The 23,739-nt window shown below is 71.1% G+C and carries 20 protein-coding genes and 1 riboswitch; of the genes, 12 read left to right on the top strand and 8 right to left on the bottom strand.

Annotated elements, in window-relative coordinates; translation table 11 throughout:
* Window positions 1-147: 147 nt before the first annotated feature.
* From AOK03_RS20470 to AOK03_RS20450, 5 genes are all read left to right on the top strand, one after another.
* The gene (locus AOK03_RS20470) at window positions 148-660 is read left to right on the top strand and encodes a DUF1453 family protein (protein WP_055566761.1); all 513 of its coding nucleotides are present in this window, start codon (window positions 148-150) and stop codon (window positions 658-660) included.
* Window positions 657-1,802 carry a sensor histidine kinase gene (locus tag AOK03_RS20465; protein ID WP_055566760.1) on the top strand — a complete coding sequence of 382 codons (1,146 nt, stop codon included), beginning with the start codon at window positions 657-659 and terminating at the stop codon, window positions 1,800-1,802. The genes AOK03_RS20470 and AOK03_RS20465 overlap by 4 nt, the downstream gene beginning before the upstream one ends.
* Window positions 1,799-2,536, top strand: a complete 738-nt coding sequence (locus AOK03_RS20460; RefSeq protein WP_079074852.1) for a response regulator transcription factor — start codon at window positions 1,799-1,801, stop codon at window positions 2,534-2,536. The genes AOK03_RS20465 and AOK03_RS20460 overlap by 4 nt, the downstream gene beginning before the upstream one ends.
* Before the next feature lie 111 nt (window positions 2,537-2,647).
* Window positions 2,648-3,232: a DUF485 domain-containing protein gene (locus tag AOK03_RS20455; RefSeq protein ID WP_055566759.1), complete on the top strand. Its 585-nt coding sequence runs from the start codon at window positions 2,648-2,650 to the stop codon at window positions 3,230-3,232.
* The gene (locus tag AOK03_RS20450) at window positions 3,229-4,821 is read left to right on the top strand and encodes a solute symporter family protein (protein ID WP_055566758.1); all 1,593 of its coding nucleotides are present in this window, start codon (window positions 3,229-3,231) and stop codon (window positions 4,819-4,821) included. The genes AOK03_RS20455 and AOK03_RS20450 overlap by 4 nt, the downstream gene beginning before the upstream one ends.
* 77 nt (window positions 4,822-4,898) lie before the next feature.
* Here the strand turns inward: AOK03_RS20450 and AOK03_RS20445 are convergent, their stop codons facing one another.
* From AOK03_RS20445 to AOK03_RS20430, 4 genes are read right to left on the bottom strand one after another with little or no spacing between them, the layout of a single operon-like run.
* Entirely contained in the window at window positions 4,899-5,576 is a 678-nt protein-coding gene (locus AOK03_RS20445) for a response regulator (protein ID WP_055566757.1), read from the bottom strand.
* Window positions 5,573-7,264 (bottom strand): sensor histidine kinase, encoded by a 1,692-nt coding sequence (locus AOK03_RS20440; RefSeq protein WP_079074851.1) that lies wholly within the window; start codon window positions 7,262-7,264, stop codon window positions 5,573-5,575. Before AOK03_RS20440 ends, AOK03_RS20445 begins: the two co-directional genes overlap by 4 nt.
* A gap of 28 nt (window positions 7,265-7,292) precedes the next feature.
* Window positions 7,293-8,267 carry a sucrase ferredoxin gene (locus AOK03_RS20435; RefSeq protein ID WP_055566756.1) on the bottom strand — a complete coding sequence of 325 codons (975 nt, stop codon included), beginning with the start codon at window positions 8,265-8,267 and terminating at the stop codon, window positions 7,293-7,295.
* Between the two features lie 36 nt (window positions 8,268-8,303).
* On the bottom strand, window positions 8,304-9,563 hold the full coding sequence (locus tag AOK03_RS20430; protein WP_055566755.1) for a citrate synthase family protein: 1,260 nt from the start codon (window positions 9,561-9,563) through the stop codon (window positions 8,304-8,306).
* A 120-nt stretch (window positions 9,564-9,683) separates the two neighbouring features.
* On the opposite strand from AOK03_RS20430, the gene AOK03_RS20425 reads away from it, so the two are divergent.
* Window positions 9,684-10,874 carry a citrate synthase/methylcitrate synthase gene (locus AOK03_RS20425; RefSeq protein WP_055566754.1) on the top strand — a complete coding sequence of 397 codons (1,191 nt, stop codon included), beginning with the start codon at window positions 9,684-9,686 and terminating at the stop codon, window positions 10,872-10,874.
* A gap of 104 nt (window positions 10,875-10,978) precedes the next feature.
* Here AOK03_RS20425 and AOK03_RS20420 read toward each other — a convergent pair whose 3' ends face one another.
* Window positions 10,979-11,218, bottom strand: coding sequence for a hypothetical protein (locus tag AOK03_RS20420; protein WP_055566753.1), 240 nt, complete (start codon window positions 11,216-11,218; stop codon window positions 10,979-10,981).
* Between the two features lie 341 nt (window positions 11,219-11,559).
* A complete protein-coding gene (locus AOK03_RS20415; protein ID WP_244177675.1) occupies window positions 11,560-12,105 on the bottom strand; it encodes a DUF6082 family protein in 546 nt (181 codons plus the stop codon).
* 328 nt (window positions 12,106-12,433) lie between these two features.
* On the opposite strand from AOK03_RS20415, the gene AOK03_RS20410 reads away from it, so the two are divergent.
* Entirely contained in the window at window positions 12,434-13,537 is a 1,104-nt protein-coding gene (locus AOK03_RS20410; RefSeq protein WP_055566751.1) for a CobW family GTP-binding protein, read from the top strand.
* A 30-nt stretch (window positions 13,538-13,567) separates the two neighbouring features.
* Here AOK03_RS20410 and AOK03_RS20405 read toward each other — a convergent pair whose 3' ends face one another.
* Complete coding sequence (locus AOK03_RS20405; RefSeq protein WP_055566750.1) at window positions 13,568-16,024, bottom strand: DNA gyrase/topoisomerase IV subunit A; 2,457 nt, start codon at window positions 16,022-16,024, stop codon at window positions 13,568-13,570.
* Window positions 16,025-16,248: 224 nt separating this feature from the next.
* Here AOK03_RS20405 and AOK03_RS20400 point away from each other — a divergent pair, with 224 nt between their 5' ends.
* The 4 genes from AOK03_RS20400 (at window position 16,249) to AOK03_RS20385 (ending at window position 21,074) form a co-directional block, all read left to right on the top strand.
* A complete protein-coding gene (locus tag AOK03_RS20400; protein WP_055566749.1) occupies window positions 16,249-17,604 on the top strand; it encodes a M16 family metallopeptidase in 1,356 nt (451 codons plus the stop codon).
* Window positions 17,601-18,986: a M16 family metallopeptidase gene (locus AOK03_RS20395; RefSeq protein ID WP_055566748.1), complete on the top strand. Its 1,386-nt coding sequence runs from the start codon at window positions 17,601-17,603 to the stop codon at window positions 18,984-18,986. The genes AOK03_RS20400 and AOK03_RS20395 overlap by 4 nt, the downstream gene beginning before the upstream one ends.
* Window positions 18,987-19,205: 219 nt before the next feature.
* A riboswitch (cyclic di-AMP (ydaO/yuaA leader) is annotated at window positions 19,206-19,368 on the top strand.
* Between the two features lie 12 nt (window positions 19,369-19,380).
* Window positions 19,381-20,184, top strand: a complete 804-nt coding sequence (locus tag AOK03_RS20390; protein ID WP_055566747.1) for a M23 family metallopeptidase — start codon at window positions 19,381-19,383, stop codon at window positions 20,182-20,184.
* A 203-nt stretch (window positions 20,185-20,387) separates the two neighbouring features.
* Window positions 20,388-21,074, top strand: coding sequence for a GntR family transcriptional regulator (locus tag AOK03_RS20385; RefSeq protein ID WP_055566746.1), 687 nt, complete (start codon window positions 20,388-20,390; stop codon window positions 21,072-21,074).
* Between the two features lie 201 nt (window positions 21,075-21,275).
* Here AOK03_RS20385 and AOK03_RS20380 read toward each other — a convergent pair whose 3' ends face one another.
* Window positions 21,276-21,557: an HPr family phosphocarrier protein gene (locus tag AOK03_RS20380; RefSeq protein ID WP_030021209.1), complete on the bottom strand. Its 282-nt coding sequence runs from the start codon at window positions 21,555-21,557 to the stop codon at window positions 21,276-21,278.
* Between the two features lie 155 nt (window positions 21,558-21,712).
* On the opposite strand from AOK03_RS20380, the gene AOK03_RS20375 reads away from it, so the two are divergent.
* Window positions 21,713-23,739: GNAT family N-acetyltransferase (locus AOK03_RS20375; RefSeq protein ID WP_157869016.1), on the top strand; the 2,027-nt coding region annotated here is incomplete at its 3' end.

Genomic DNA, 23,739 nt, shown 5'->3' with positions numbered 1-23,739 from the left:
GCTGTGCTCTCCACCCGCGGGTGGAGAGCACAGCTCCACCTCTGTTCAACCCCCGCTCCGATGCCGTGACCAGGCAGTTTCCGTAGCGTCGAAGGCGTCGATCCTCCGCGGATCGGCCTCGTCCCCGCTCGCCGTACGGAGGCTGACATGTCCGGGCTCACCAACGCACTGGTGATCTGCGCCGTCGTGGTGCTGGTGGTCGTCCGCCAGTTCAAGGCGCAGGAGATCGGCACGGACAGGCGCTGGTGGGTGATACCAGCAGTGCTGATCTTCATGGCCGTGCGCGAGCCCGACCTGCTCGATCCCCAGCACCGTGTCGAGTCCGTGGCGCTGCTGGGGATCGAAGTGGTCGTCGGTCTGGCCATGGGGGTCGGCTGGGCGCGGACCTCCCATGTGTGGACCGAGCCGGACGGTACGTCGTGGAGCAAGGGCACCAAGGCCACCGCCGTCGTCTGGGCCGTCGGGATCGGGCTGCGGGCGGGCCTCTTCGGAATCGGCGCGCTGCTGCACGTGCGACAGGACAGCGCCGGCCTGATGCTGGCCCTCGCGGCCACGCTGCTGGCCCGCAGCGGTCTCCTCGTACTGCGCGCAGGAACCGGACGCCCGGCGTACGGTATGGCCGACGCGGCGCCCGAGCCGACGCGGAAGGAACCCGTGTGAGTGGGGACTGGTGGACGAGGTGGCCCTCCCGGGAGGCGCTCACCTGGGCAGGGATGAGCATCGCCCGGCTGTGGTTCGTCAGAGTCCTGCGCGTGGTGATCCTCGCGAGCCTGCTGTGGGACGCGTTCCACGAGGACCGCGGCTGGCGGCTGGTCGCCGGAGTGGCCATGGTCCTGGCTGTCGCCGGGGCGGGATGGGCGTTCTTCCGCGTCTCGTTCGCGCACCGCCTCTGGCCCTCCCTGGCGCTGATGGCGCTGCTCCTGGCTGCCGCGCTCGCCGCCGAGTCCGGTGACTGGCGAGTGCTCGCCATGGTGCTGTGGTGCGGCTCGGCGGTCTCTGCCCTGGAGCGACTGCCGCTCGCCGCGGCAGCCCCCTCCGTAATCGTGGCCATGACCGGATACGCCGTGTACATCAGTGACAGCCCCCTGATCACGGCGCTCACGGTGATCGGCCTGGTGCTGGCCGGGTACACCCTGCGGCTGGATGCCGAGGCCCGGGGCGGCGCCCTCCGGCTGCTGGCTCAGGAGCGCGCCGCCCGTGTCGCGGAGACGGAGTCGGCCGCCCTCGCCGAGCGGGCCCGCATCGCCCGCGAGATCCACGACGTGCTCGCCCACAGCCTCTCCGCGCAGCTCGTCCACCTGGAGGCCGCCCGGCTGCTGATCGAGGGGGACGCCTCCAAGGAGCAGATCCTGGGCCGCGTGGTGGCGGCGCGGTCCATGGCCAGAGAGGGGCTCGCCGAGACGAGACAGGCACTGTCCGCGCTGCGCGGCGAGATGACGCCGGTCGAGGACTTCCTGCGTGAGCTCGTCACGACCGACCGTGCGTCGGTCACCGTGGCGGGGGACCGGCGCCCTCTGCCCGCCGAGGCGTCCCAGGCGGTGCGCAGAGTGGCGCAGGAGGCCCTGACGAACGTCCGCAAGCATGCGCCGGGCGCGAAGGTCCAGGTGTGCCTGCGGTACGGGGAGGGTGAAGTGCGGCTCGACGTCAGGGATTCGGGAGGGGAAACGCCGGGTGAGCTCGCCGCCTCCGGCGCCGGGTACGGTCTGCTGGGGATGCGCGAGCGGGCCGAACTGCTGGGCGGATCCCTGGAGGCGGGACCGGGTGAGGAGGGCTTCGTGGTGACGCTGAGGGTGCCGGGATGACGGGGGACGAGGGCGCCTCGAAGGCGGCGGGGGTCGGTCCGGCCGGACGTGCGGAGGGCACCGGCAGGCCACCAGCGCGGGTGATCGTGGTCGACGACCAGACCGTGGTGCGTGAGGGAATCGTGATGCTCTTGGGGCTGCTGCCCGGCATCGAGGTCGTGGGCGCCGGCGCGGACGGCGAGGAGGCCGTGCGCCTCGTCGGCGAACTCGCTCCGGACGTCGTCCTCATGGACCTGCGCATGCCCCGCTGTGACGGCGCGGAGGCCACGCGCCGAATCCGCGCCGAGTATCCGCAGACGCAGGTCGTCGTGCTCACGACCTACGCCGACGACGACTCGCTGTTCCCGGCACTCAAGGCGGGGGCGCGCGGCTATCTGACCAAGGACGCGGGCGGGGACGAGATCGTGCGGGCCGTCGAGGACGTGCTCTCGGGGGATGCGGGACTCTCCCCGCGGATCCAGCGCAGGCTCCTCGAGCGGTTGTCGGAGCCGGAGGCGGCCTCGGCCGCGAATCCTCCCGATGGCCTCACCGCGCGGGAGACCGAAGTGCTCGTCCTGATCGCCGAGGGGATGTCGAACCACGAGATCGCACGGTCCTTGCACGTCTCCACCGCGACGGTGAAGACGCACATCAACAACCTCTTCGCGAAGGCAGGCCTCAAGGACCGCGCGCAGGCCGTGCGTTATGCCTACAGACATGGACTCATCAAGCTGGACCGAGGCTCCGGTACCTGACGAGGCTTCACCTGATGGGGTGAAGAGCGCTGGGAGGAGAGTCAGGGATCTTCCCGTTCTGTCCATCCTTGGGCACGTGGCCGAACAGGGCTGCGGACTAAGGAGAGTTCGGTGGAGAAGCACGACGGGCCCGATGTGGGGCCGGGCCGGGCCGATTCCGGCCGGGACCGGCCCGGCGACCTGAGGGACCCCTGGTACGACGCGTTCGCTACCGGCTGGGGAGAGCTCGACGGCACGGGCGCCCCGGCTTCCGTGGTGTCGCCCCGGGCCGCGGCCCGGCAGGGGAGCGCGAGCCCGGCCGACATCTACGTGGAGGTGCAGCGCGGCGCGGCCTTCCAGGAAGTGCGCGGGCGGTACCGGAGGTTCGTCGTCCCGGCCACAGCGGTCTTCTTCACCTGGTACGTGGCGTACGTCGTGGCCGCGACGACGGCGCCGGGGCTGATGGCGCGCCCCGTCACCGGCGCCGTGAACGTGGCGATGGTCGCTGGGCTCGGGCAGTTCCTCACGACGTTCCTGCTGACGTGGGCGTATGCGCGCCATGCACGGTTGCGGCGGGATGGGGCGGCGCTCGATCTGCGCTGGTCCGTCTTCGAGCAGGAACGGGAGCAGGAGCGCGAGCGGGAGGACGAGCAGCGGCGGGAGCAGGACGCGGCGCCGCGGCCGGAAGTGGCGCGGGGACAGGGGGCGGAGCGATGAGGGGCGATCACCAGACCCTGGCCCTGATGCTGTTCGGGGTGTTCGTGGCCGTCACCCTCGCCATCACCACCTGGGCGAGTCGCAACCGGCACGGCTCGGCCGAGGAGTTCTACGCGGGCGGGCGGCTCTTCTCCCCCATGGAGAACGGTTTCGCCATCGCAGGTGACTACATGTCGGCCGCCTCCTTCCTCGGCATCTCCGGAGTGATCGCCCTCTTCGGCTACGACGGGCTGCTCTACTCGGTGGGCTTCCTCGTCGCCTGGCTGGTCGTCCTGTTCCTCGTGGCCGAACTGGTCCGCAACTGCGGGCGGTTCACGCTCGGCGATGTCGTTGCCGCGCGCATGAGGGAGCGCCCGGTGCGGATCGCGGCGGGAACTTCCTCGGTCACCGTGTCCGTTCTCTATCTGGTGGCGCAGATGGTGGGGGCGGGCTCACTGGTGGCGCTGCTGCTCGGCGGGACGAGCGGGGCGGCGCAGGCCTGGACGGTGATCGGCGTCGGCGCGCTCATGGTGATCTATGTGTCGTTGGGAGGGATGCGGGCCACCACCTGGATCCAGATCGTGAAGGCGGTCCTGCTGATGGGCGGGGCGATTGCGCTGACCATCCTCGTCCTGGTGCGTTTCCACGGTGACTTCGACCAGCTGTTGCGGACTGCGGCGGACCGCAGTGGTCACGGCGACCGGTTCCTCGCGCCCGGGTTGAAGTACGGCGGAGACTGGACCGCGCGCCTCGACTTCATCAGCCTCGGTCTTGCGCTCGTGCTCGGCACCGCCGGTCTGCCGCACATCCTGTCCCGCTTCTACACCGTGCCGACCGCGCGGGCCGCCCGTCGCTCCGTCGTCTGGTCCATCGGTCTCATCGGCAGCTTCTATCTGATGACGATCGTGCTCGGATTCGGTGCGGCCGCCCTCGTGGGCCCCGAAGCGGTGCGCGGGTCGAATGCCGCGGGCAACACGGCAGTTCCGCTCCTCGCGCTCGATCTGGGCGGCGGCGCGCACTCCACAGGCGGAACGGTTCTTTTTGCGATCGTCGCCGCCATCGCCTTCGCCACGATCCTCGCCGTGGTCGCCGGTATCACGCTCGCCTCGTCGGCGTCCGTGGCCCACGACCTGTACGCCTCCTTGCGGCGGCGGAACGCGAAGCCGCGCAGTGAGGTGGCGGTCGCCCGACTCTCCGCGGCCGGGATCGGCGTGGTCGCGATCGGCCTCGGGCTGCTGGCCCGCGATCTCAACGTCGCGTTCCTGGTGGGCCTCGCCTTCGCCGTCGCGGCGTCCGCCAATCTGCCGGTGCTGCTCTACTCCCTGTTCTGGCGGAACTTCACCACACGGGGCGCGGTGTGGTCGGTGTACGGAGGGCTGCTGCCCGCGCTCGCGCTTGTGGTGCTGTCGCCGGTGGTCTCTGGAGGGCCCCACTCGCTCTTCCCCGGGGTCGACTTCCAGTACTTCCCACTGGAAAACCCCGGCCTCGTCTCCATCCCGCTGGGCTTCCTCGCGGGATGGCTCGGCACAGTGACCTCGCACGAGCAGGCGGACGAGGCGAAGCATGCGGAGACGGAGGTGCGATCGCTCACCGGCGCCGGTGCGGCGTAACGATTCCCTTGCGGCGCAACGACTCCGCGTGAGTCAGGCGGGCGGACCGAGCTCGGCGTCCCGGGATCGGGGCTGCCTCAGACGCTGGCCGCCCACTCGTAGCGGTGCTCGGGGCGGCCCGTGTCCCCGTACTTGAGACTCAGTCTGACCCGGCCCGTGCGCTCCAGGAGCTTCAGATAGCGCTGTGCCGTCTGTCGGCTCAGCCGGGTGCGGTCCGCCAGCTCCTGGGCCGAGAGCGGCCCGTCCGCGGCCATCAGCGCCCGCCGCACCAGCTCCGCCGTGGTGGGGGAGTGCCCCTTGGGCAGCTCGGGGGCGGGAGTCGACGACAGGGCGCCGAAGATGCGGTCGACCTCGGCCTGCTCGGCCTCGCCCCCGCCGTCCAGCGTGCGGCGCAGCGTGGCGTACGCGTCGAGCTTGGCGCGAAGGCCCGCATAGGAGAACGGTTTCACCAGGTACTGGAGCGCGCCGTGGCGCATCGCCGCCTGGACCGTCGCGACGTCCCGCGCGGCGGTCACCATGATCACGTCGGTCTGGTGGCCCCGCTCCCGCAGGCTGCGTACGACGAAAAGGCCCGTCTCGTCCGGCAGATAGTGGTCCAGCAGCACCAGATCGACGGGGACGTCCTCGACGATGCGCAGGGCCTCGGCGGCGTTGTGCGCCTTCGCGGCGACCCGGAAGCCGGGGATCTTCTCCACGTAGGCGGCATTGACGTCCGCGACGCGGGTGTCGTCGTCCACGACAAGAACGTCGATCATCGTGGCTCCTTCGGGACCCGGGTCATCGTCGCTCCTTCGCGCCGTGGGCCGTCGTGCTCGTCCGTGGCGGCGAGCGTGGGCTCCGTCAGCCCTTCGGGCAGGACGACGGTGAACGCCGCACCACCTTCTGGTGCTTCGCCGACGCGTGCGCTGCCGCCCTGCCGCTCGGCGAGCCTACGCACCAGAGCGAGCCCGATGCCGCGCTGGCCGTGGGCGGGCGGCTCCTTGGTGGACCAGCCCTCGGTGAAGATCGTCTCGCGCTGTCCGGACGGCACGCCCGGTCCGGAATCGCGCACTTGGAGGACCACGGTTCGGCCTTCGGTGCGCACATCGACCTCCACGCGCGCGTGGAGGGTGCCTGCGGCGGCGTCGAGAGCGTTGTCGACGAGGTTTCCGACGATCGTGACGAGCCCGCCCGGATCCACGAGCCGGTCCGGCAGCGCGGTGTCGCGCGGCACCGAGAGCGCGACGCCCCGCTCCGCCGCGACCGTGGCCTTGCCGACCAGCAGCGCCGCCAGCAGCGGATCGTGGATCTTCTCGGTGATCTGCTCGGCGGTCACCCGGTGGGCGCCCGCCACTTCGCCGACGAACTCCGCGGCCTCCTCGTACATCTCCAGTTCGAGCAGCCCTAGGAGCGTGTGCATGCGGTTGGCGTGCTCGTGGTCCTGCGCGCGCAGAGCGTCGATGAGGCCACGCGTGGAGTCGAGCTCCCGGCCGAGCTGTTCCAGCTCCGTGCGGTCGCGCAGGGTGGCGACCGCGCCGCCGTCGTCGGTGGGCATGCGGTTGGCGACCAGGACACGCTGACCGCGCACGGTCAGCAGATCGGTTCCGGTCACCCGCCCGGCGAGCACGTCGGTCGTACGCCCCGGGCCGAGTGCCTCGTCGAGCGGCTGCCCGATCACCTCCGTGCCGAGGCCGAGGAGGCGCTGCGCCTCGTCGTTGAGCAGTCGGATCCGGCCGGACCGGTCCAGGGCGACGACGCCCTCACGGATGCCGTGCAGCATCGCCTCGCGCTCCGCGAGCAGGGCGGAGATGTCCGAGAAGGCCAGGTCACGGGTCTGCCGCTGCACCCTGCGGGAGATCAGATACGCGGCGAGCGCGCCGACGGCCAGGGCCCCGCCCGCGTAGGCGAGCAGCCCTGGGATCGAATGGACGAGGCGGGCCCGCACACTGTCGTACTCGATGCCTACGGAGACGGCGCCCACGATGTCCTCGCCCGCGGCCCGCAGCGCCACCTTGCCGCGGGCGGAGCGGCCCAGCGTGCCGTTGTCGATCTCCATGACGTCACGGCCTGCGAGGGCGTCGCTGGGGTCCGTCGAGACGACCTTGCCGATCTGACCGCGGTCGGTGTGGGACCAGCGCACGCCTTCCTTGTTCATGATCACCACGTACTCGGCGCCGCTGGCCCGCCGGATCCGCTCGGCCGCCGCCTGGACGGGCCCGTCGGCCGTGGGCTCGGAGGACGACAGGTCCTCGGCGATGCTGGGCTGGGCGGCCGTCGTCTGCGCGATGGCGAGCGCGCGGCGCATCGCCTGGTCGTCGAGCTGATCGCTCAGCGGCGCCAGGAAGAGGCCGGTGGCGAGGACCGCGACCCCGGCGGCGATGGCCAGCTGCATCAGCAGCACCTGCGAGAACACGCGCCGCGGCAGGCCGAGGCGGAGGCGTCGCGCAGGGGAGGTCGGGCTCATGTGTACGAACGGTACGGCCGCGAGCGGGCTACTCCGAAGTGACTGTGGCGGGGATCTCGTACGTGGGCCCGTCGGCGCCGTCCGGGACCGCACGCACCGCCACGACGTCCATCCGCGCCGGTGAGGCGAGGGCGGCGCCGCAGCTCTCCGGGCGGGGCGGCAGCGAGGCCCCCTGCGCCACGGTGACACGCCAGCGGCGCCCGTCGGCGTGCGCGACGGTCACCTCCCAGCCCGGGGCCGTGCCGTCCGTTGCGTCCGTTGCGGCCGTTGCGACGACCCTGAGGGCGTCGGCCGCGTCCTCGCCGGTCGCCGTGCGCACGGCGAGCTCGGCGGCCTGTCCGGGCCGCTCCCAGGCCGAATTGCCCCGGCAGCCCTCGGTGCGGATCCGGCCCGCGCGCACGCCGTCGAGGATCTCCTTGACGGCAATCGTCTCCGTCCGGCCGTACGCGTATCCGTAGGGCAGGACGAGCAGGGTGGGGGAGAAGCGATGACCACCCAGATGAGTGATCTCCCAGGCGCCCTGTTCCCCCGAGTCGGTGAGCGCGGCGGCGAGCGGCCTGCCGAGCAGGGCGCAGCAGCGGTCGCGCTTGCCGTTCGTGCAGACGAGCGCGAGCGGGGCGTCGGTGTGCGGGGTGCCGAAGCCGCCGTGGTCGCCCGTGCCAAGGGCGGCGAAGTCGAGGTCCAGCAGCTCGCGGGGGTCGTCGAGCACCGCGCCGCGCAGCCAGGTGCGGCCCGGGACCGTGTGCCCCACGTACACCTGGTGCCTGGCCGGCGCGTGACAGTCCGCGTGGCGGCCGGGGCGGCGGATGAGGGCGACGCGCACGCCGGTTCCCTGAGCGGCCGTCTCCAGGGCGCGGCCGATCTCCGGGTCCAGATGGCTGGAGGTCAGGGCCTTGGCGCCCCAGGGGCCCGGCTGTTCCAGCAGAAGCCATGTCCTGGCGGTGGCGGCGGTCCCCGCGAGAGGCTCGGCCAGGTCCCGCGAGGCGGTCGCGCACGTACTCACGCAGGCGAGCCTAACCCGCCCCTCATCTCGGGCGATTCACGCCTCTGTCGGGGCGGGCATCGGCTGGGGCGGACGCAGACCGACGTACTGGCCGCTGGGGCGCATGCGCAGCGGCCGCTCCTCGTACTCCTCCAGGGCGTGCGCGATCCAGCCCGCCGTGCGGGCCACCGCGAAGACCGTCTCGCCCGCTTCCGCGGGCATCCCCGTGGATGCCGTGAGGACGGCCAGGGCGAGGTCGACATTGGCCCGCAAGTCGGTGTGGCGGGCGGTGGTGGCCACCACGTCGCGGGCCGCCGCGAGGGCGGGGCCGGCCTTCGGCATCACCTCCAGGAGGGCGAACAGCGTCTGCGCGCGCGGGTCCTCGCCGGGGTAGAGCCGGTGGCCGAGCCCGGGAATCCGACGGCCGGCGCGGAGTTCGTCGGCGACCACGGGAGCCGCGCTGCCCCGGTCGAGCACATCGAGCAGCATGCGGTGGGCGAGCCCGCTCGCCGCGCCGTGCAGGGGGCCCTCCAGGACGCCGAGTCCCGCCGACACCGCGGCGTAGGGGTGGGCGCGCGCCGATGCCGCGACACGGACGGCGAGCGTCGACGCGGCGAGATCGTGGTCGACGAGCAGCGCGAGCGCCGTGTCCAGGGCGTGCAGCGCGGCCTCGTCGGGCTTGTCGGCGGTCAGCCGGGCCCACAGGCGGCGGGCCAGCGGGCCCTCGTCGCGGTGGCCGGACAGGACCGGCGGAAGTGCGGTGACGAGGGTGGGGATGAGGGTGCGCGCGGTGCCGATCACCGCCTCTTCGGAGAGGTCGAAGCGGAGCGGGTCGGCGGCCGCGGCGGAGATGGCGGCGACGCGCAGGCGGTCGGTGGGGCCGCTGTGCTCGGGCAGTGCGTCGACGGCGCGGCGGGCGGCGGCGGTCGTCTCCTCGGGGGCGGTGAAGCGGACACCGGGCCGCAGGACGCCGGTCCACAGCCACTCGGCGACCTCTTCGTAGGAGTGGTTCAGCGCGAGCTCCGTGGCGTCGACACCGCGGAAGTAGTAGTGATCCTTGTCGATGAGCGTGATGCGGGTGCGTACGGAGAGCTCGTTGGCCGTGGTCGGTGCCGCGGGTTCCCGCCTGTTCCTGCGGGCCAGCGCCTCGACCTCCTTCGCGTCGAAGGTGCTGCCCCGCGAGCCCGCGCCGCGGCGGCTGCTGAGCTGGCCACGGCTCACGTACGCGTACACGGTCTCGGGCTTCACGCCGAGCAGTTCGGCGGCTTCCTTGGTGCTGAGCCGCCGACTTTCGTGCGCGGTTCCTTGATCCGTCATAGGCGTCACCGTATCCGCATCCCGATGCCTGCACATGGGCATTGATTGAATCAATATTGACAACATCTCAGTCAAGCATGGACAGTCGAATCAAGTCCAGGGAGGAAGTCGAGGAAGAACATGTCGATCAATGGCTCCGCTGCCGCCCCCACGGAACCCGTGAAGGTCCCACGAGGACTCGCGGGCGTCGTCGTCACCGAGACAGAAATCGGAGACGTCAGGGGGTACGAGGGCTTCTACCACTACCGCCAGTACTCGGCCGTCGAGCTCGCGCAGAACCGCGGCTTCGAGGACGTGTGGCACCTGATGTTCCACGGCGGGCTGCCCGACGCCGAGCAGAGTGCCGCCTTCGCCGCGCAGGCCGCGTCACTGCGCCGGCTGCCCGCGGAGGTGCGCGAGGCGCTGCCCGCCATAGCCCGCGCCAGTGTGCTGTCGGGCCCGCTCTCCGGGCTGCGCACCGCCCTCTCGCTCTTCGGGGCGTCGAAGGGCTTCCGCCCGGTGTACGACATCGACGAAGACCGGCGCCGCGCGGACGCCCTGGCCGCGTCCGCCGTGGTGCCGACGCTGCTCACCGCGCTGTACCGGCTCGGTCAGGGCCTCGACCCGGTCGAGCCGCGCGACGACCTGTCGTACGCCGCCAACTACCTCTACATGCTCACGGGTTCGGAGCCGGACGCCGCTCGCACCCGGGCTATCGAGCAGTACTTGATCTCAACCATTGATCACGGGTTCAACGCGTCAACGTTCACTGCCCGGGTCATCACCTCGACGGGTGCGGACGTGGCGGCCTGTCTGGTCGGCGCGGTCGGCGCGCTGTCGGGTCCGCTGCACGGAGGCGCGCCGAGCCGGGCCCTCGACACGCTCGACGCGATCGGCACTCGCGACCGCATCGACGGCTGGATCCGCGAACGGGTCCTCGCGGGGGACCGCATCATGGGCTTCGGCCACCCCGTCTACCGCACCGAGGACCCACGCTCACGCATGCTGCGAGGCATCGCGCAGCAGTTCGGCGGAGACATGGTGGAGTTCGCGGTCGAGGTCGAACGGCAGGTCGAGGCGATCCTGGCGGAGCTGAAGCCGGGCCGCGAACTGCACACGAACGTGGAGTTCTACGCGGGCGTGGTCATGGAACTGTGCGGCTTGCCCCGGGAGATGTTCACGCCGACGTTCGCGTCGGCACGGGTGATCGGCTGGAGCGCCAACATCCTGGAACAGGCGCGCGACTCGAAGATCATTCGGCCGGCCGCGCGGTATGTGGGGGCGGCGCCTCCGGTGCCGGTACCTGCGCCGGAGACACCTGCGCACGACTGATCCGGACGGCACCAGGGCGCCGACGCGTACGGGCGTCGGCGCCCTGGTGTGGACGAGTGCGACTGCTGTGGCTGCTACGACTGCTGTGCGTGCTGCCTGAGCCGTCAGGCGTCCGGGATATCCGCCTTGGCCCGGATGAGGGTCTCGCGCGAGATCGTGACGATGCGCTCGTAGTCGGCGCGCGAGGCGTCAGCAGGGAGGTCGGCGTCCAGCTTTGCTGTGGCGTCGGTTCCGATGACAGCGAAACTTCCGTCGGACAGCTCGAAGATGTCGGGACAGTTCTGGCCTGTCGCACAGCCTCGAGAGAGAGGAGAAGCCCCGATGCGACGGATGATTCGGCTCACTGTCGTTTCCCTTTGATCTCGCGGCCGACGGACCTGGGGCCGCGTCGGGAGACCGACCTGGAGAGGTAGGGCTCGCAGACAGCCGCGGTGAACACCGGCGCTCTTGTGGTGGTGAAATCTCGCGCGCGTGAAGGCTGGCGTTCACCGTCTGGCACTGCAAAACGCCACGGTGCCAAATTTGGTTACGGGCTTCGTTTCCGAGACGAACCCGATGTCCCTCATGTGGATCAAGTGCCCCCCGATGTGCGGGTTGAGTGGGTGCCGATGCGCGGGCCAAGTGCGCCCCGACGTGCGGGACAAGTGCGCCCGGACGCGCGGGGCGAGTGGGCCCCGGGGGCGGCTCAGGCGGGCGGCGGCTCGCCGACCACCCACCATTCGTCGATGTCCGCCTCCTCCAATTGATGCAGGAGGTCGTCGACCATCAGGCCCAGTTGGGCCTCCTCAGTGGTGCTGTCCAGCGTTGCCCGATGCGGCTGGGTGGCGTGCCAGTACTCCCGGACGATCGGATTCTGGAGCATGCCGCGGGCGTAACCGTAGAACTGGTCCCGGGTGAAGTTGCCGATGCGGTAGTTGAGCACCATGTTGGTGTACATGGCGTTGGCGTAGAGGTACTGCCGTTGCCGCTTGGTGGAGACGCCCTCTCCGTAGGCGTCGAGGACCTCGGCGAGGTCGGCGTCGTCCATGGCCTTGCTCAGCAACTCCCAGTGCAGGCGCTGCTGGTAGGTCAGATTCGTGTGACGCTGGGCCTGCGTTGTCCGTTCCAGGCACTTGAGCCGCGCATCGAGCGCGTCGAAGGTGCGTCGCTGTGCCGCCGAGGTGGCGACGGCCCCCGCGGCGATGCCAAGCCCTGCTGTGACAACGCAGCGCAGCATTTCTGCCGCGTGCATCTTTGTGAACATGTCAACCCCCGATTCGGGCGACCGTCTGCCGGTCGTCGGATGCGGGTCGACAGGGAGCAGACCGGCGAGCGGTGGGCGGTGCGCTTGCCGTCTCCCAGGGTGCCGAGCGGCTCTGATCGGCGGGGAGGCGGAGAGGAGGCGCACGGAAGGAAGTGGTGGCCCGACATCCCTGCGCCGTGCCTAACGTGTGCCCCGCGAGCGCCGCTAACAATCGTTCACTCCACGGGCCCACTACGCGTGCCTATCCTGGCCCCGTCTTCATTCGTCGTACGGGATCCGCAGCGGTCCGTACCAGCGTCGACACGAGAGGTCCGCGTTGAACAAGCAGCAGATCCCGGTCGTCGTCCTCGCCGGATTCCTCGGCTCGGGCAAGACGACCCTGCTCAACCATCTGTTGCACCGCAGCGGCGGCAGCCGGATCGGGGCGATCGTCAACGATTTCGGTTCGATCGAGATCGATGCCATGTCGGTCGCCGGGCAGCTCGGCGACTCGACCGTCTCCCTCGGCAACGGCTGTCTGTGCTGTGCCGTGGACGCCAGTGAGCTGGACGAGTACCTGGAGCGGCTCGCCCGGCCCGCCGCCGGGATCGACGTCATCGTCATCGAGGCGAGCGGGCTCGCCGAGCCGCAGGAGCTCGTGAAGATGCTGCTGGCCAGCGAGAACCCGCACATCGTGTACGGGGGGCTCGTCGAGGTGGTGGACGCCGCCGAGTTCGATGCCACCAGGGAGCGCCACCCCGAGGTGGACCGGCACCTCGGCATCGCCGACCTCGTCGTGGTCAACAAGGCCGACCGGGTGCCCGCCGAGGAGCGCGAGCGCGTCGTGCGGGCCGTCCGCGGGCTCGCCGGACGCGCGGCCGTCGTCGCCGCCTCCTACGGCCGTGTCGACGTGGAGCTGTTCTTCGACCGCGCGCCCGTGGGGGAGCGGGTGGGACAGCTCTCCTTCGACGATCTGCGCGAGGACGACCACGTTCTGGGCGAGGACGGCCACTCGGAGACCGAGGCCTGCGCGGACGGCCGCTGCGCACACCACGACCACCTGCACGCCGCCTACGAAAGCCTCGCCTTCACCTCCGAAGCGCCCATGGGGCCGCGTCCTTTGATGGCCCTGCTCGACAGCCGGCCCGAGGGGCTCTACCGCATCAAGGGGTACGTCGATTTCGGTGCCGCCGATCCGCGGAACCGGTACGAGGTGCACGCCGTGGGGCGGTTCCTGCGCTTCTACCCGGAGCCGTGGGCTCCGGGCGAGCCGCGGCTGACCCAGCTCGTGCTCATCGGCTCGGGTGTCGACGTATCGACTCTGGAGAAGGAGTTGGAGGCCTGCCGTGAGTACGCCCCACAGGCCGACGAGCAGGGCATGTGGGGCGTACTGAGGTACGTCCGGGAGCCGGACGAGGAGTCCGGCTCCCGCATGGAGTAGCCGAAGCCGCGACGGCCCCGGGTCCCGCGACTACGCGGGTCCCGCCACCGCCGCCACCGGCTTCTTGAGCGAGACGCCCGAACCGTCGCGGCGCGGATCCATCTCCGGCAGCTCGGCCGGCGTGCCGTTGCGCTGGGCCGCGTGCGGCGGCGTCGGCCCCGCCCAGGCGAAGCTCAGGCAGTCCTCGCCCTTCAGGAACCGCTGGACGCGCACGCCACCCGTGGCACGCCCCTTGCGCGGGTACTGGTCGAAGGGGGTGAGCTTGGCCGTCGTCTGCACCGAGTCGTCGAGGGTGCCGCGCGAACCCGCCACCGTGAAGACGACCGCGTCCGCCGCCGGGTCCACCGCGGCGAAGGAGATGACCTTCGCCCCGTCGGCGAGCTTGACGCCCGCCATGCCGCCCGCCGGACGGCCCTGCGGGCGGACCTGCGACGCCTGGTAGCGCAGGAGCTGGGCGTCGTCCGTGATGAAGACGAGGTCCTCCTCGCCGGTGCGCAGCTCGGCCGCGCCGACGATCCGGTCGCCGTCCTTGAGCGTGATGACCTCCAACTCCTCCTTGTGGGAGGGATAGTCGGGGACCACGCGCTTGACGACGCCCTGCTCGGTGCCGAGCGCGAGGCCCGGTGAGGACTCGTCGAGCGTCATCAGGCAGATCAGCTTCTCGTCCTTCTCCAGGGACAGCAGCTCCGAGACGGGCGCCCCTCCGGAGAGGTTGGGCGCGCTCGCCGTCTCCGGCAGCTGCGGAAGGTCCACTACGGAGAGGCGCAACAGCCGCCCGTCGGACGTGACCGCACCCACCTCGCCGCGCGCGGTCGCCGGCACCGCCGAGACGATCACGTCGTGCTTCACGCGCTTGGTGTCGCTCTCGGCGAACGGCTCGCCGTTGGCCGTGCGGGCCAGCAGGCCCGTCGACGACAGCAGGACCCGGCACGGGTCGTCGGCCACCTGCAGCGAGATCGGGGCGGCGGCCGGGGCGCCGGAGGACTCCAGGAGCACCGTGCGCCGGTCGGTGCCGAACTTCTTGGCGACGGCGGCCAGTTCCGCGGAGACCAGCTTGCGCAGCTCCGCGTCCGACTCCAGGATGCCGGTCAGCTCGTCGATCTCGCCGTTGAGCTTGTCGCGCTCGGACTCCAGCTCGATGCGGTCGAACTTGGTGAGCCGGCGCAGCGGCGTGTCCAGGATGTACTGCGTCTGGACGTCGCTGAGCGAGAAGCGCTCGATCAGGCGCTCCTTGGCCTGCGCGGAGTTCTCGCTGGAGCGGATGAGGCGGATGACCTCGTCGATGTCCAGGAGGGCCACCAGGAGGCCCTCGACCAGGTGCAGGCGGTCGCGCTTCTTGCCGCGGCGGAACTCGCTGCGGCGGCGCACCACGGTGAACCGGTGGTCGAGATAGACCTCCAGGAGCTCCTTGAGGCCGAGGGTGAGGGGCTGGCCGTCCACCAGCGCCACGTTGTTGATGCCGAAGGACTCCTCCATCGGCGTCAGTTTGTAGAGCTGCTCCAGGACGGCCTCGGGGACGAAGCCGTTCTTGATCTCGATGACCAGGCGCAGGCCGTGCGCACGGTCGGTGAGGTCCTTGACGTCGGCGATGCCCTGCAGCTTCTTCGAGCCGACCAGGTCCTTGATCTTGGAGATGACCTTCTCGGGGCCGACGGTGAAGGGCAGTTCCGTGACGACGAGGCCCTTGCGGCGCGCCGTCACGTTCTCCACGGAGACCGTCGCGCGGGTCTTGAAGGTGCCGCGGCCCGATTCGTACGCATCCTTGATGCCGTTCAGCCCGACGATCCGGCCGCCCGTGGGCAGGTCCGGACCCGGCACGTACTTCATCAGCGTCTCGAGGTCCGCCCCCGGGTGCTTGATGAGGTGGCGGGCGGCGGCGATGACCTCGCCGAGGTTGTGCGGCGGCATGTTCGTCGCCATGCCGACGGCGATGCCCGACGCGCCGTTGACCAGGAGGTTCGGATATGCCGCCGGGAGGGCGGACGGCTCCATCTCCTGGCCGTCGTAGTTCGGCTCGAAGTCGACGGTGTTCTCGTCGATCGACTCCGTCATCAGGGAGGTGGCGTCGGCCATCTTGCACTCGGTGTACCGCATGGCGGCCGGCGGGTCGTCGTTGCCGAGCGAACCGAAGTTGCCGTGGCCGTCCACCAGCGGGAGGCGCATCGAGAAGGGCTGGGCCATGCGCACCAACGCGTCGTAGATCGACGCGTCGCCGTGCGGGTGCAACTTACCCATGACCTCGCCGACGACACGGGCACACTTCACATAGCCGCGGTCGGGGCGCAGGCCCATCTCGTTCATCTGGTACACGATCCTGCGGTGCACCGGCTTCATGCCGTCGCGGGCGTCCGGCAGGGCGCGGGAGTAGATGACCGAATACGCGTACTCGAGGAAGGAGCCCTGCATCTCGTCGACGACGTCGATGTCGAGGATCTTCTCCTCGTACGACTCGTCGGGCGGCGGGGTCTTCGTGCTGCGGCGGGCCATCGCTGCTGCGGCTCCTTCACCAAGCAAGTGCGGGTTCTGACGCCGACCATTGTGGACTGTCCCACTGACAACGCCGACCACGACCCGTGCACCGGCGGTGTCGCACGCGACTACGCCGAGGGCGGAGCGGGAACTTCGTCAGGTGCTGACACGCTTGCATACAGTGGCAGGACTGGCAGCAATTGTTCTGATCCAGCGATGATCCAGCGATCGAAGGGACGTACATGCCCATGGGTCACACGGCCACAGCCGAGGCCGGCTCCGGCGGCCTGACAGCGACCGAGCACCGGCTGGCCAACGGCCTGCGCGTGGTGCTCTCCGAGGACCACCTGACCCCGGTCGCCGCGGTCTGCCTCTGGTACGACGTCGGCTCGCGCCACGAGGTCAAGGGGCGTACCGGCCTTGCTCACCTCTTCGAGCACCTGATGTTCCAGGGTTCGAAGCAGGTGCACGGCAATGGCCACTTCGAGCTGGTCCAGGGAGCGGGCGGTTCGCTCAACGGCACGACGAGCTTCGAGCGCACCAACTATTTCGAGACCATGCCCGCCCACCAGTTGGAGCTGGCCCTCTGGCTCGAGGCCGACCGGATGGGCTCGCTGCTCTCCGCGCTCGACGACGAGTCGATGGAGAACCAGCGCGACGTCGTCAAGAACGAGCGCCGCCAGCGCTACGACAACGTTCCGTACGGCACGGCGTTCGAAAAGCTGACCGCCCTCTCGTACCCGGAGGGCCACCCCTACCACCACACGCCGATCGGCTCCATGGCCGACCTGGACGCGGCCACCCTGGAGGATGCGCGCGCGTTCTTCCGGACGTACTACGCGCCCAACAACGCGGTCATCTCGGTCGTCGGCGACATCGACCCGGAGCAGACGCTGGCCTGGGTCGAGAAGTACTTCGGATCGATCCCCGGGCACGACGGCAAGCAGCCGCCGCGCGACGGCTCGCTGCCCGAGCGCATCGGCAAGGAGCTGCGCGAGGTCATCGAGGAGGAGGTCCCGGCCCGCGCCCTGATGGCCGCCTACCGCCTCCCGGAGGACGGCACGCGCGCGTGCGACGCGGCCGACCTCGCCCTCACCGTGCTCGGCAGCGGCGAGTCCTCCCGGCTCTACAACCGGCTCGTGCGCAGGGACCGCACCGCGGTCGCCGCGGGCTTCGGTCTGCTGCGCCTCGCGGGGGCGCCCTCGCTCGGCTGGCTCGACGTGAAGACGTCGGGCGACGTCGAGGTGCCCGTCATCGAGGCCGCCGTTGACGAGGAGCTGGCCCGCTTCGCGGCGGAAGGCCCCACTCCGGAGGAGATGGAGCGCGCCCAGGCCCAGCTGGAGCGCGAGTGGCTCGACCGGCTCGGCACGGTCGCGGGCCGCGCCGACGAACTGTGCAGGTTCGCGGTCCTGTTCGGCGACCCGCAGCTCGCCCTCACGGCCGTCCAGCGCGTCCTCGACATCACCGCGGAAGAGGTCCAGGAGGTCGCAGCGGCCCGCCTGCGCCCGGACAACCGCGCGGTGCTCGTGTACGAGCCCGTGGAAGGGGCCGAGGAGGCCGCGGACGACGCCGAGGAAGAAGAGGAGGCGGCGAAGTGACCGAGGCCGCGACGATGCAGTTCCACCCCCAGCCCCAGGCAGGTACGGCCAAGCCCTGGGCCTTCCCGGCCCCCGAGCGCGGCACGCTGCCCAACGGCCTCACCGTCCTGCGCTGCAACCGCCCCGGCCAGCAGGTCGTCGCCGTCGAGATCCACCTCGAAGCGCCCCTGGACGCGGAGCCGGAGGGCCTGGACGGCGTCGCCACCATCATGGCGCGTGCCTTCAACGAAGGCACCGACAAGCACTCCGCGGAGGAGTTCGCCGCCGAGCTCGACCGCTGCGGCGCGACGCTCGACGCGCACGCCGACCACCCGGGCGTGCGGGTCTCCCTGGAGGTCCCGGTCTCCCGGCTCCCGAAGGCGCTCGGCCTGCTCGCCGACGCCCTGCGGGCCCCCGCCTTCGCGGACAGCGAGATCGAACGGCTCGTACGCAACCGCCTGGACGAGATCCCGCACGAGGCCGCCAACCCGGCGCGCCGCGCCGCCAAGGAGCTCTCCAGGCAGCTCTTCCCGCCGACCTCGCGCATGTCGCGCCCGCGGCAGGGCACCGAGGAGACGGTCACGGCCATCGACTCGGCGGCGGTGCGTGCCTTCTACGAGAAGTTCGTCCGCCCCGCGACGGCCACCCTGGTCGTGGTCGGCGACCTGGTGGGCACCGACCTGGACGCCGTCCTCGCGGACACCGTCGGCGCCTGGACCGGCTCCGCGGGCGAGTCGCGCCCCGTGCCGCCGGTGACCGCCGACGACCGCGGCCGCGTCGTCATCGTGGACCGCCCCGGAGCGGTCCAGACGCAGCTGCTGATCGGCCGGGTCGGCGCCGACCGGCACGACCGCGTGTGGCCCGCCCAGGTCCTCGGCACGTACTGCCTGGGCGGCACCCTCACCTCCCGCCTGGACCGTGTCCTGCGCGAGGAGAAGGGATACACCTACGGCGTAAGGGCGTTCGGCCAAGTGCTGCGCTCCGCCCCGGACGGGACGGGCGCCGCGATGCTCGCCATCAGCGGCTCCGTGGACACCCCGAACACGGGCCCGGCGCTGGACGACCTCTGGAAGGTGCTGCGGACCCTGGCCGCCGAGGGGCTCACCGACGCCGAGCGCGACGTGGCGGTGCAGAACCTGGTGGGCGTGGCCCCGCTCAAGTACGAGATGGCCGCCTCCGTAGCGGCCACCCTCGCCGACCAGGTCGAGCAGAACCTGCCGGACGACTTCCAGGCGCAGCTGTACCGACAGCTGGCCGCCACCGGCACCGTGGAGGCCACTGCTGCCGTCGTGAACGCCTTCCCGGAGGACCGCCTGGTGACGGTCCTCGTCGGGGACGCCGCGCAGATCGAGGAGCCCGTCAGGGCGCTCGGGATCGGTGAAGTGAGTGTCGTCACCGGCTGAGTGACGGGTGGCGTCGGCGCTGAGCCACAGTCAGGACATGTCGGGACCCCGGTGACCGCTTCGGCCACCGGGGTCCTCATATGTCCGGATTCATACGGAGGTTGCCTGTCTGCCGTGTGGCGTGCGCTACAAAAGTCGCGTTCTGTTTGTCGATTGAAAGACGCCCCGTTTAGCGTCGACCCGGCTGTTCGTCGCGCAGTACGCCGCATCCGCGGCACCGGACAGTCATCGCCGAGTCCCCGTACGGCGCGAGCCAGGGGAGCCGGGGACCCACATGTCCCCTGGGGTGAATCGGGCACCTTGCCGCGAGGCGAGGGGCCCGTAGGAGACCTTCCTGCTCCGAACCCGTCAGCTAACCCGGTAGGCGAGAGGGAAGGAAAGGAACACCCGCCACATGGCGTTCACCCGTGCCACCGGGAAGCACCGTCGTCCGAGTCGCATCACGCGGACCACCGCGAACGTCGCAGGTGTCGCGGCGCTCACCACCACCGGTGTCATCGGAGGCCTTGCCGCCCCCGCGCTCGCCGCCGCCGACGAAGCGGCCGTGGAGCACACCGGTCTCACCCAGGCGATATCCGTCGGCGACTCGCTCGCCGAGAGCGTCGACGCGCAGGCCGCCGCGCAGCGCCAGGCCGCCGACGACGCCGCTGCCGCCAAGAAGGCCGAAGAGGCAGCCAAGAAGAAGGCCGCCGAGGAGAAGCGCAAGGCCGAGGCCGAGGCCAAGGCGAAGGCCAAGAAGGAGCGCGAGGCCAAGGAGCGCGCCGCCCGCGAGGCCGAGCGCAAGCGCCTGAACACCTACGTCTCCCCGATCTCCGGCTCGTACGTCTCCACGGGCTACCAGACCGGCGGCGCCATGTGGTCCTCCGGCAGCCACACGGGTGTCGACTTCCACGCCGCGTCCGGCACCACGGTCCACGCGGTCGGCTCCGGCACCGTCGTCGAGGCCGGCTGGGGCGGCGCCTACGGCAACAACGTGGTCATCAAGATGAACGACGGCACGTACACCCAGTACGGCCACATGTCGTCCCTCAGCGTCACCGTCGGCCAGACGGTCACCCCGGGCCAGCAGATCGGTCTCTCCGGTTCCACCGGCAACTCCAGCGGCCCGCACCTCCACTTCGAGGCCCGCACCGGCGAGCAGTACGGCTCGGACATCGACCCGGTCTCGTACCTGCGCTCGCACGGCGTCAACGTCTGATCCGAGACGGACGACCGACGCGGACGACCCCGCGGACTTCACCGAAAGCCCCGGCTCCTCCCGAGCCGGGGCTTTCGGCGTTCTTGGCCAAAAGATATCCATGGATTTCGGCCCGCCGTCGGAAATTCCGGCGCTCTGCAATAGAGTCACGGAACGAGCGTCGGTCGACCGCGTGTCGCGGGGATTAAGGCGGAGGTCCGGTCATGCGCGTTCCCGCGCACTCGGTATGCACGGCCATTCGGGACGACATAGTCGCCGGTGTACATGAGAGGGGCGGCAGGCTGACCGAGGAACTCCTCGCGCGGCGCTACGGCGTCTCCCGCGTCCCGGTGCGCGAGGCCCTGCGCACGCTGGAGGCCGAGGGCTTCGTCGTCACCCGCAGGCACGCGGGTGCGTGCGTCGCCGAGCCGACGGAACAGGAGGCCGCGGACCTCCTGGAGGTCCGCACGCTCCTCGAGCCGCTCGCGGCGGCACGCGCCGCGCAGCGCCGCACGGAGGCGCACCTGAAGGTCCTGCGCGGACTCGTCAGGCTGGGCCAGGAGCGCTCCAGGAGCGGCCGTGGGGAGGATCTGCGCTCGTTGGGCGGCTGGTTCCACGAGACGCTCGCCCAGGCGTCCGGCAGCCCGGGCCTCACGGCGCTGCTCACCCCGCTCCGGCACAAGATCGCCTGGATGTACGTCGTCGAGCCCTCGGCGGCGTCGGACGATTCCTGGTCCGAGCACGCGGCGATCGCCGACGCGGTCGCCCGCCGGGACGCGGAACGGGCGAGGACGCTCACCGCGGCGCACGTCGAGCGGGCGCGCACGGCCCACCGGTTGCGCCCCGCGCGCCGGGGCGGCCGCGTGAGGGATTCGCAACATCCCGTAAACACGGTGAGTCTCCGGAATTAACGGAGGCGCCGTATACAAGTCGTATGCAGAGAGGCGTCGTCCCCCCGATGAGGGCGTCGCCCGGCGATGAAGGATCGTCTCGCGATCAATTAGTGGAAATTCCGTGGGGCTCGACGGCGTGCATGAAATGTCGAGCGCATACGTCAATGGGGTCACCCGGAATTCCGGGTGACCCCATTGACGTAATGCCGGGAACGTGTCCTAGACCGTCTCCGGAAGCTCTTCGAGCCCCTCGGCGACCAGCTTCGCCAGACGGTCGAGGGCGGCGTCGGCACCCTCGGCGTCGGAGGCGAGCACGATCTCTTCGCCGCCCTGGGCGCCCAGACCGAGCACCGCGAGCATCGAAGCGGCGTTGACCGGGTTGCCGTCGGCCTTGGCGATCGTCACGGGGACGCCGGCGGCCGTGGCCGCGCGGACGAAGATGGAGGCGGGTCGGGCGTGAAGGCCCTCGGCCCAGCCGACGTTGACGCGGCGCTCAGCCATGTGTTGCTGCCCTTCCAGGTGTCTCACACTTGTCTAGACCAGTGTCTCATGCCGTCGTGGGTGCTCTGCCGGACGGAGGTCCCGGCCCGGGGCGCCGTTCGACCCGTCCTAGCCTGCCCCGGCCCGGGCGGCCGCGCGACCCGTACCCTGGCCCCATGCAGACCCCGTCGGATCAGCAGGATCGGCACGACTACCCGTCGCACTGGGAAGCCGACGTGGTGCTGCGCGACGGAGGCACCGCCCGCATCAGGCCCATCACGGCCGAGGACGCGGACCGCCTGGTCAGCTTCTACGAACAGGTCTCGGACGAGTCGAAGTACTACCGCTTCTTCGCGCCCTACCCCCGGCTGTCCGCCAAGGACGTGCACCGCTTCACCCACCACGACCAGGTGGACCGGGTGGGACTCGCGGCCACCGTGGGCGGCGAGTTCATCGCCACCGTGCGCTACGACCGCATCGACGAGCGCGGCATGGCCGCCAGCGCGCCCGCCGACGAGGCCGAGGTCGCCTTCCTCGTGCAGGACGCCCACCAGGGCAGGGGCGTCGCCTCCACGCTCCTGGAACACATCGCGGCCGTCGCCAGGGAGCGCGGCATCCGCCGCTTCGCCGCCGAGGTGCTGCCCGCCAACAGCAAGATGATCAAGGTGTTCACCGACGCGGGCTACCAGCAGAAGCGCAGCTTCGAGGACGGTGTCGTCCGCCTCGAATTCGACCTGGAGCCCACCGACCGCTCGCTCGCCGTGCAGCGCGCCCGCGAACAGCGCGCCGAGGGGCGGTCCGTGCAGCGGCTCCTCACGCCGGGCTCGGTCGCGGTGATCGGGGTGGGCCGGGCCCCCGGCGGGGTGGGCCGCAGCGTGCTGAGCAACCTCCGGGAGTCCGGTTTCACCGGACGCCTGTACGCGGTGAACAGTGCCTACGAGGAGTACGGCGAAGAGGGCAAGGGCGCCGACATCGACGGGGTGCCCGCGCACCGCTCCGTCACGGCCATCGAGGAGCCCGTGGACCTCGCGGTGATCGCCGTGCCCGCCGATCGCGTCCCCCAGGCGGTCGCCGAGTGCGGGGAGCGCGGGGTGCGCGGCCTCGTGGTGCTGTCCGCGGGGTACGGCGAGAGCGGTGACGAGGGGCGCGAGCGGCAGCGCGAACTGGTGCGCCAGGCCCGGTCCTACGGGATGCGCATCATCGGCCCCAACGCCTTCGGCGTCATCAACACCTCTCCGGAGACGCGGCTCAACGCCTCGCTCGCCCCGCAGTCGCCCGCGCGGGGGCGGATCGGTCTGTTCACCCAGTCCGGCGCGATCGGCATCGCCCTGCTGTCCGGCCTGCACCGGCGGGGCGCGGGACTGTCCACGTTCGTCGGATCGGGCAACCGCGCGGACGTGTCCGGCAACGACCTCCTCCAGTACTGGTTCGAGGACCCGGACACCGACGTCACGCTGATGTACCTGGAGACGATCGGCAACCCGCGCAAGTTCACCCGCCTAGCGCGGCGTTCGGCGACCGCCAAGCCGCTGGTCGTCGTCCAGGGCGCCCGGCACAGCGGCATCACGCCGACCGGCCACGCCGTGCAGGCGACCCGGCTGCCGCACGCGACGGTCTCGGCGCTGCTGCGGCAGGCGGGCGTGATCCGCGTCGACACCGTCACGGAGATGGTCGACGCGGGGCTGCTGCTCGCCGGGCAGCCGCTGCCGTCCGGGCCCCGGGTGGGCATCCTCGGGAACTCCGAGTCCCTCGGCCTCCTCACGTACGACGCGTGCGTCGCCGACGGACTGCGGCCGCTGCGGCCGCGCGACCTCACGACCGGGGCCACCCCGGCGGACTTCCGCACCGCACTCGCCGAGGCGCTGTCGGACGGCGGCTGCGACGCGGTGATCGTCAACGCGATCCCGTGGGTGGGGGAGGACGGCGCCACGACCGACCCCGAGACGCTGGCCACGGAGCTGCGGGCCGCGGCGGCAGGGTGCCCGGCGAAGCCGGTGGCCGTGGTGCACGTGGAGCTCGGCGGACTCGCCGAGGCGCTGGCCGCCGCGACCAGTACGGGCCCGGACGCCCCGGTCCCACCGACCGCCACCGAGCCTGCGGCGGCCCCCGAGCCCGCGCCCGCGGCTCACCGGACGACCGGCCCCGAGCCGACGACGGCCACAGACGCCGACCCGGCCGCCGCCCCCGAGCAGTACCGCATCCC

It is taken from the genome of Streptomyces atriruber (genome assembly GCF_001418325.1).
Lineage (GTDB): Bacteria > Actinomycetota > Actinomycetes > Streptomycetales > Streptomycetaceae > Streptomyces > Streptomyces atriruber.
The sequence above is the reverse complement of the archived record's forward strand: the minus strand, read 5'-3'. Positions and strand labels throughout refer to the sequence as shown.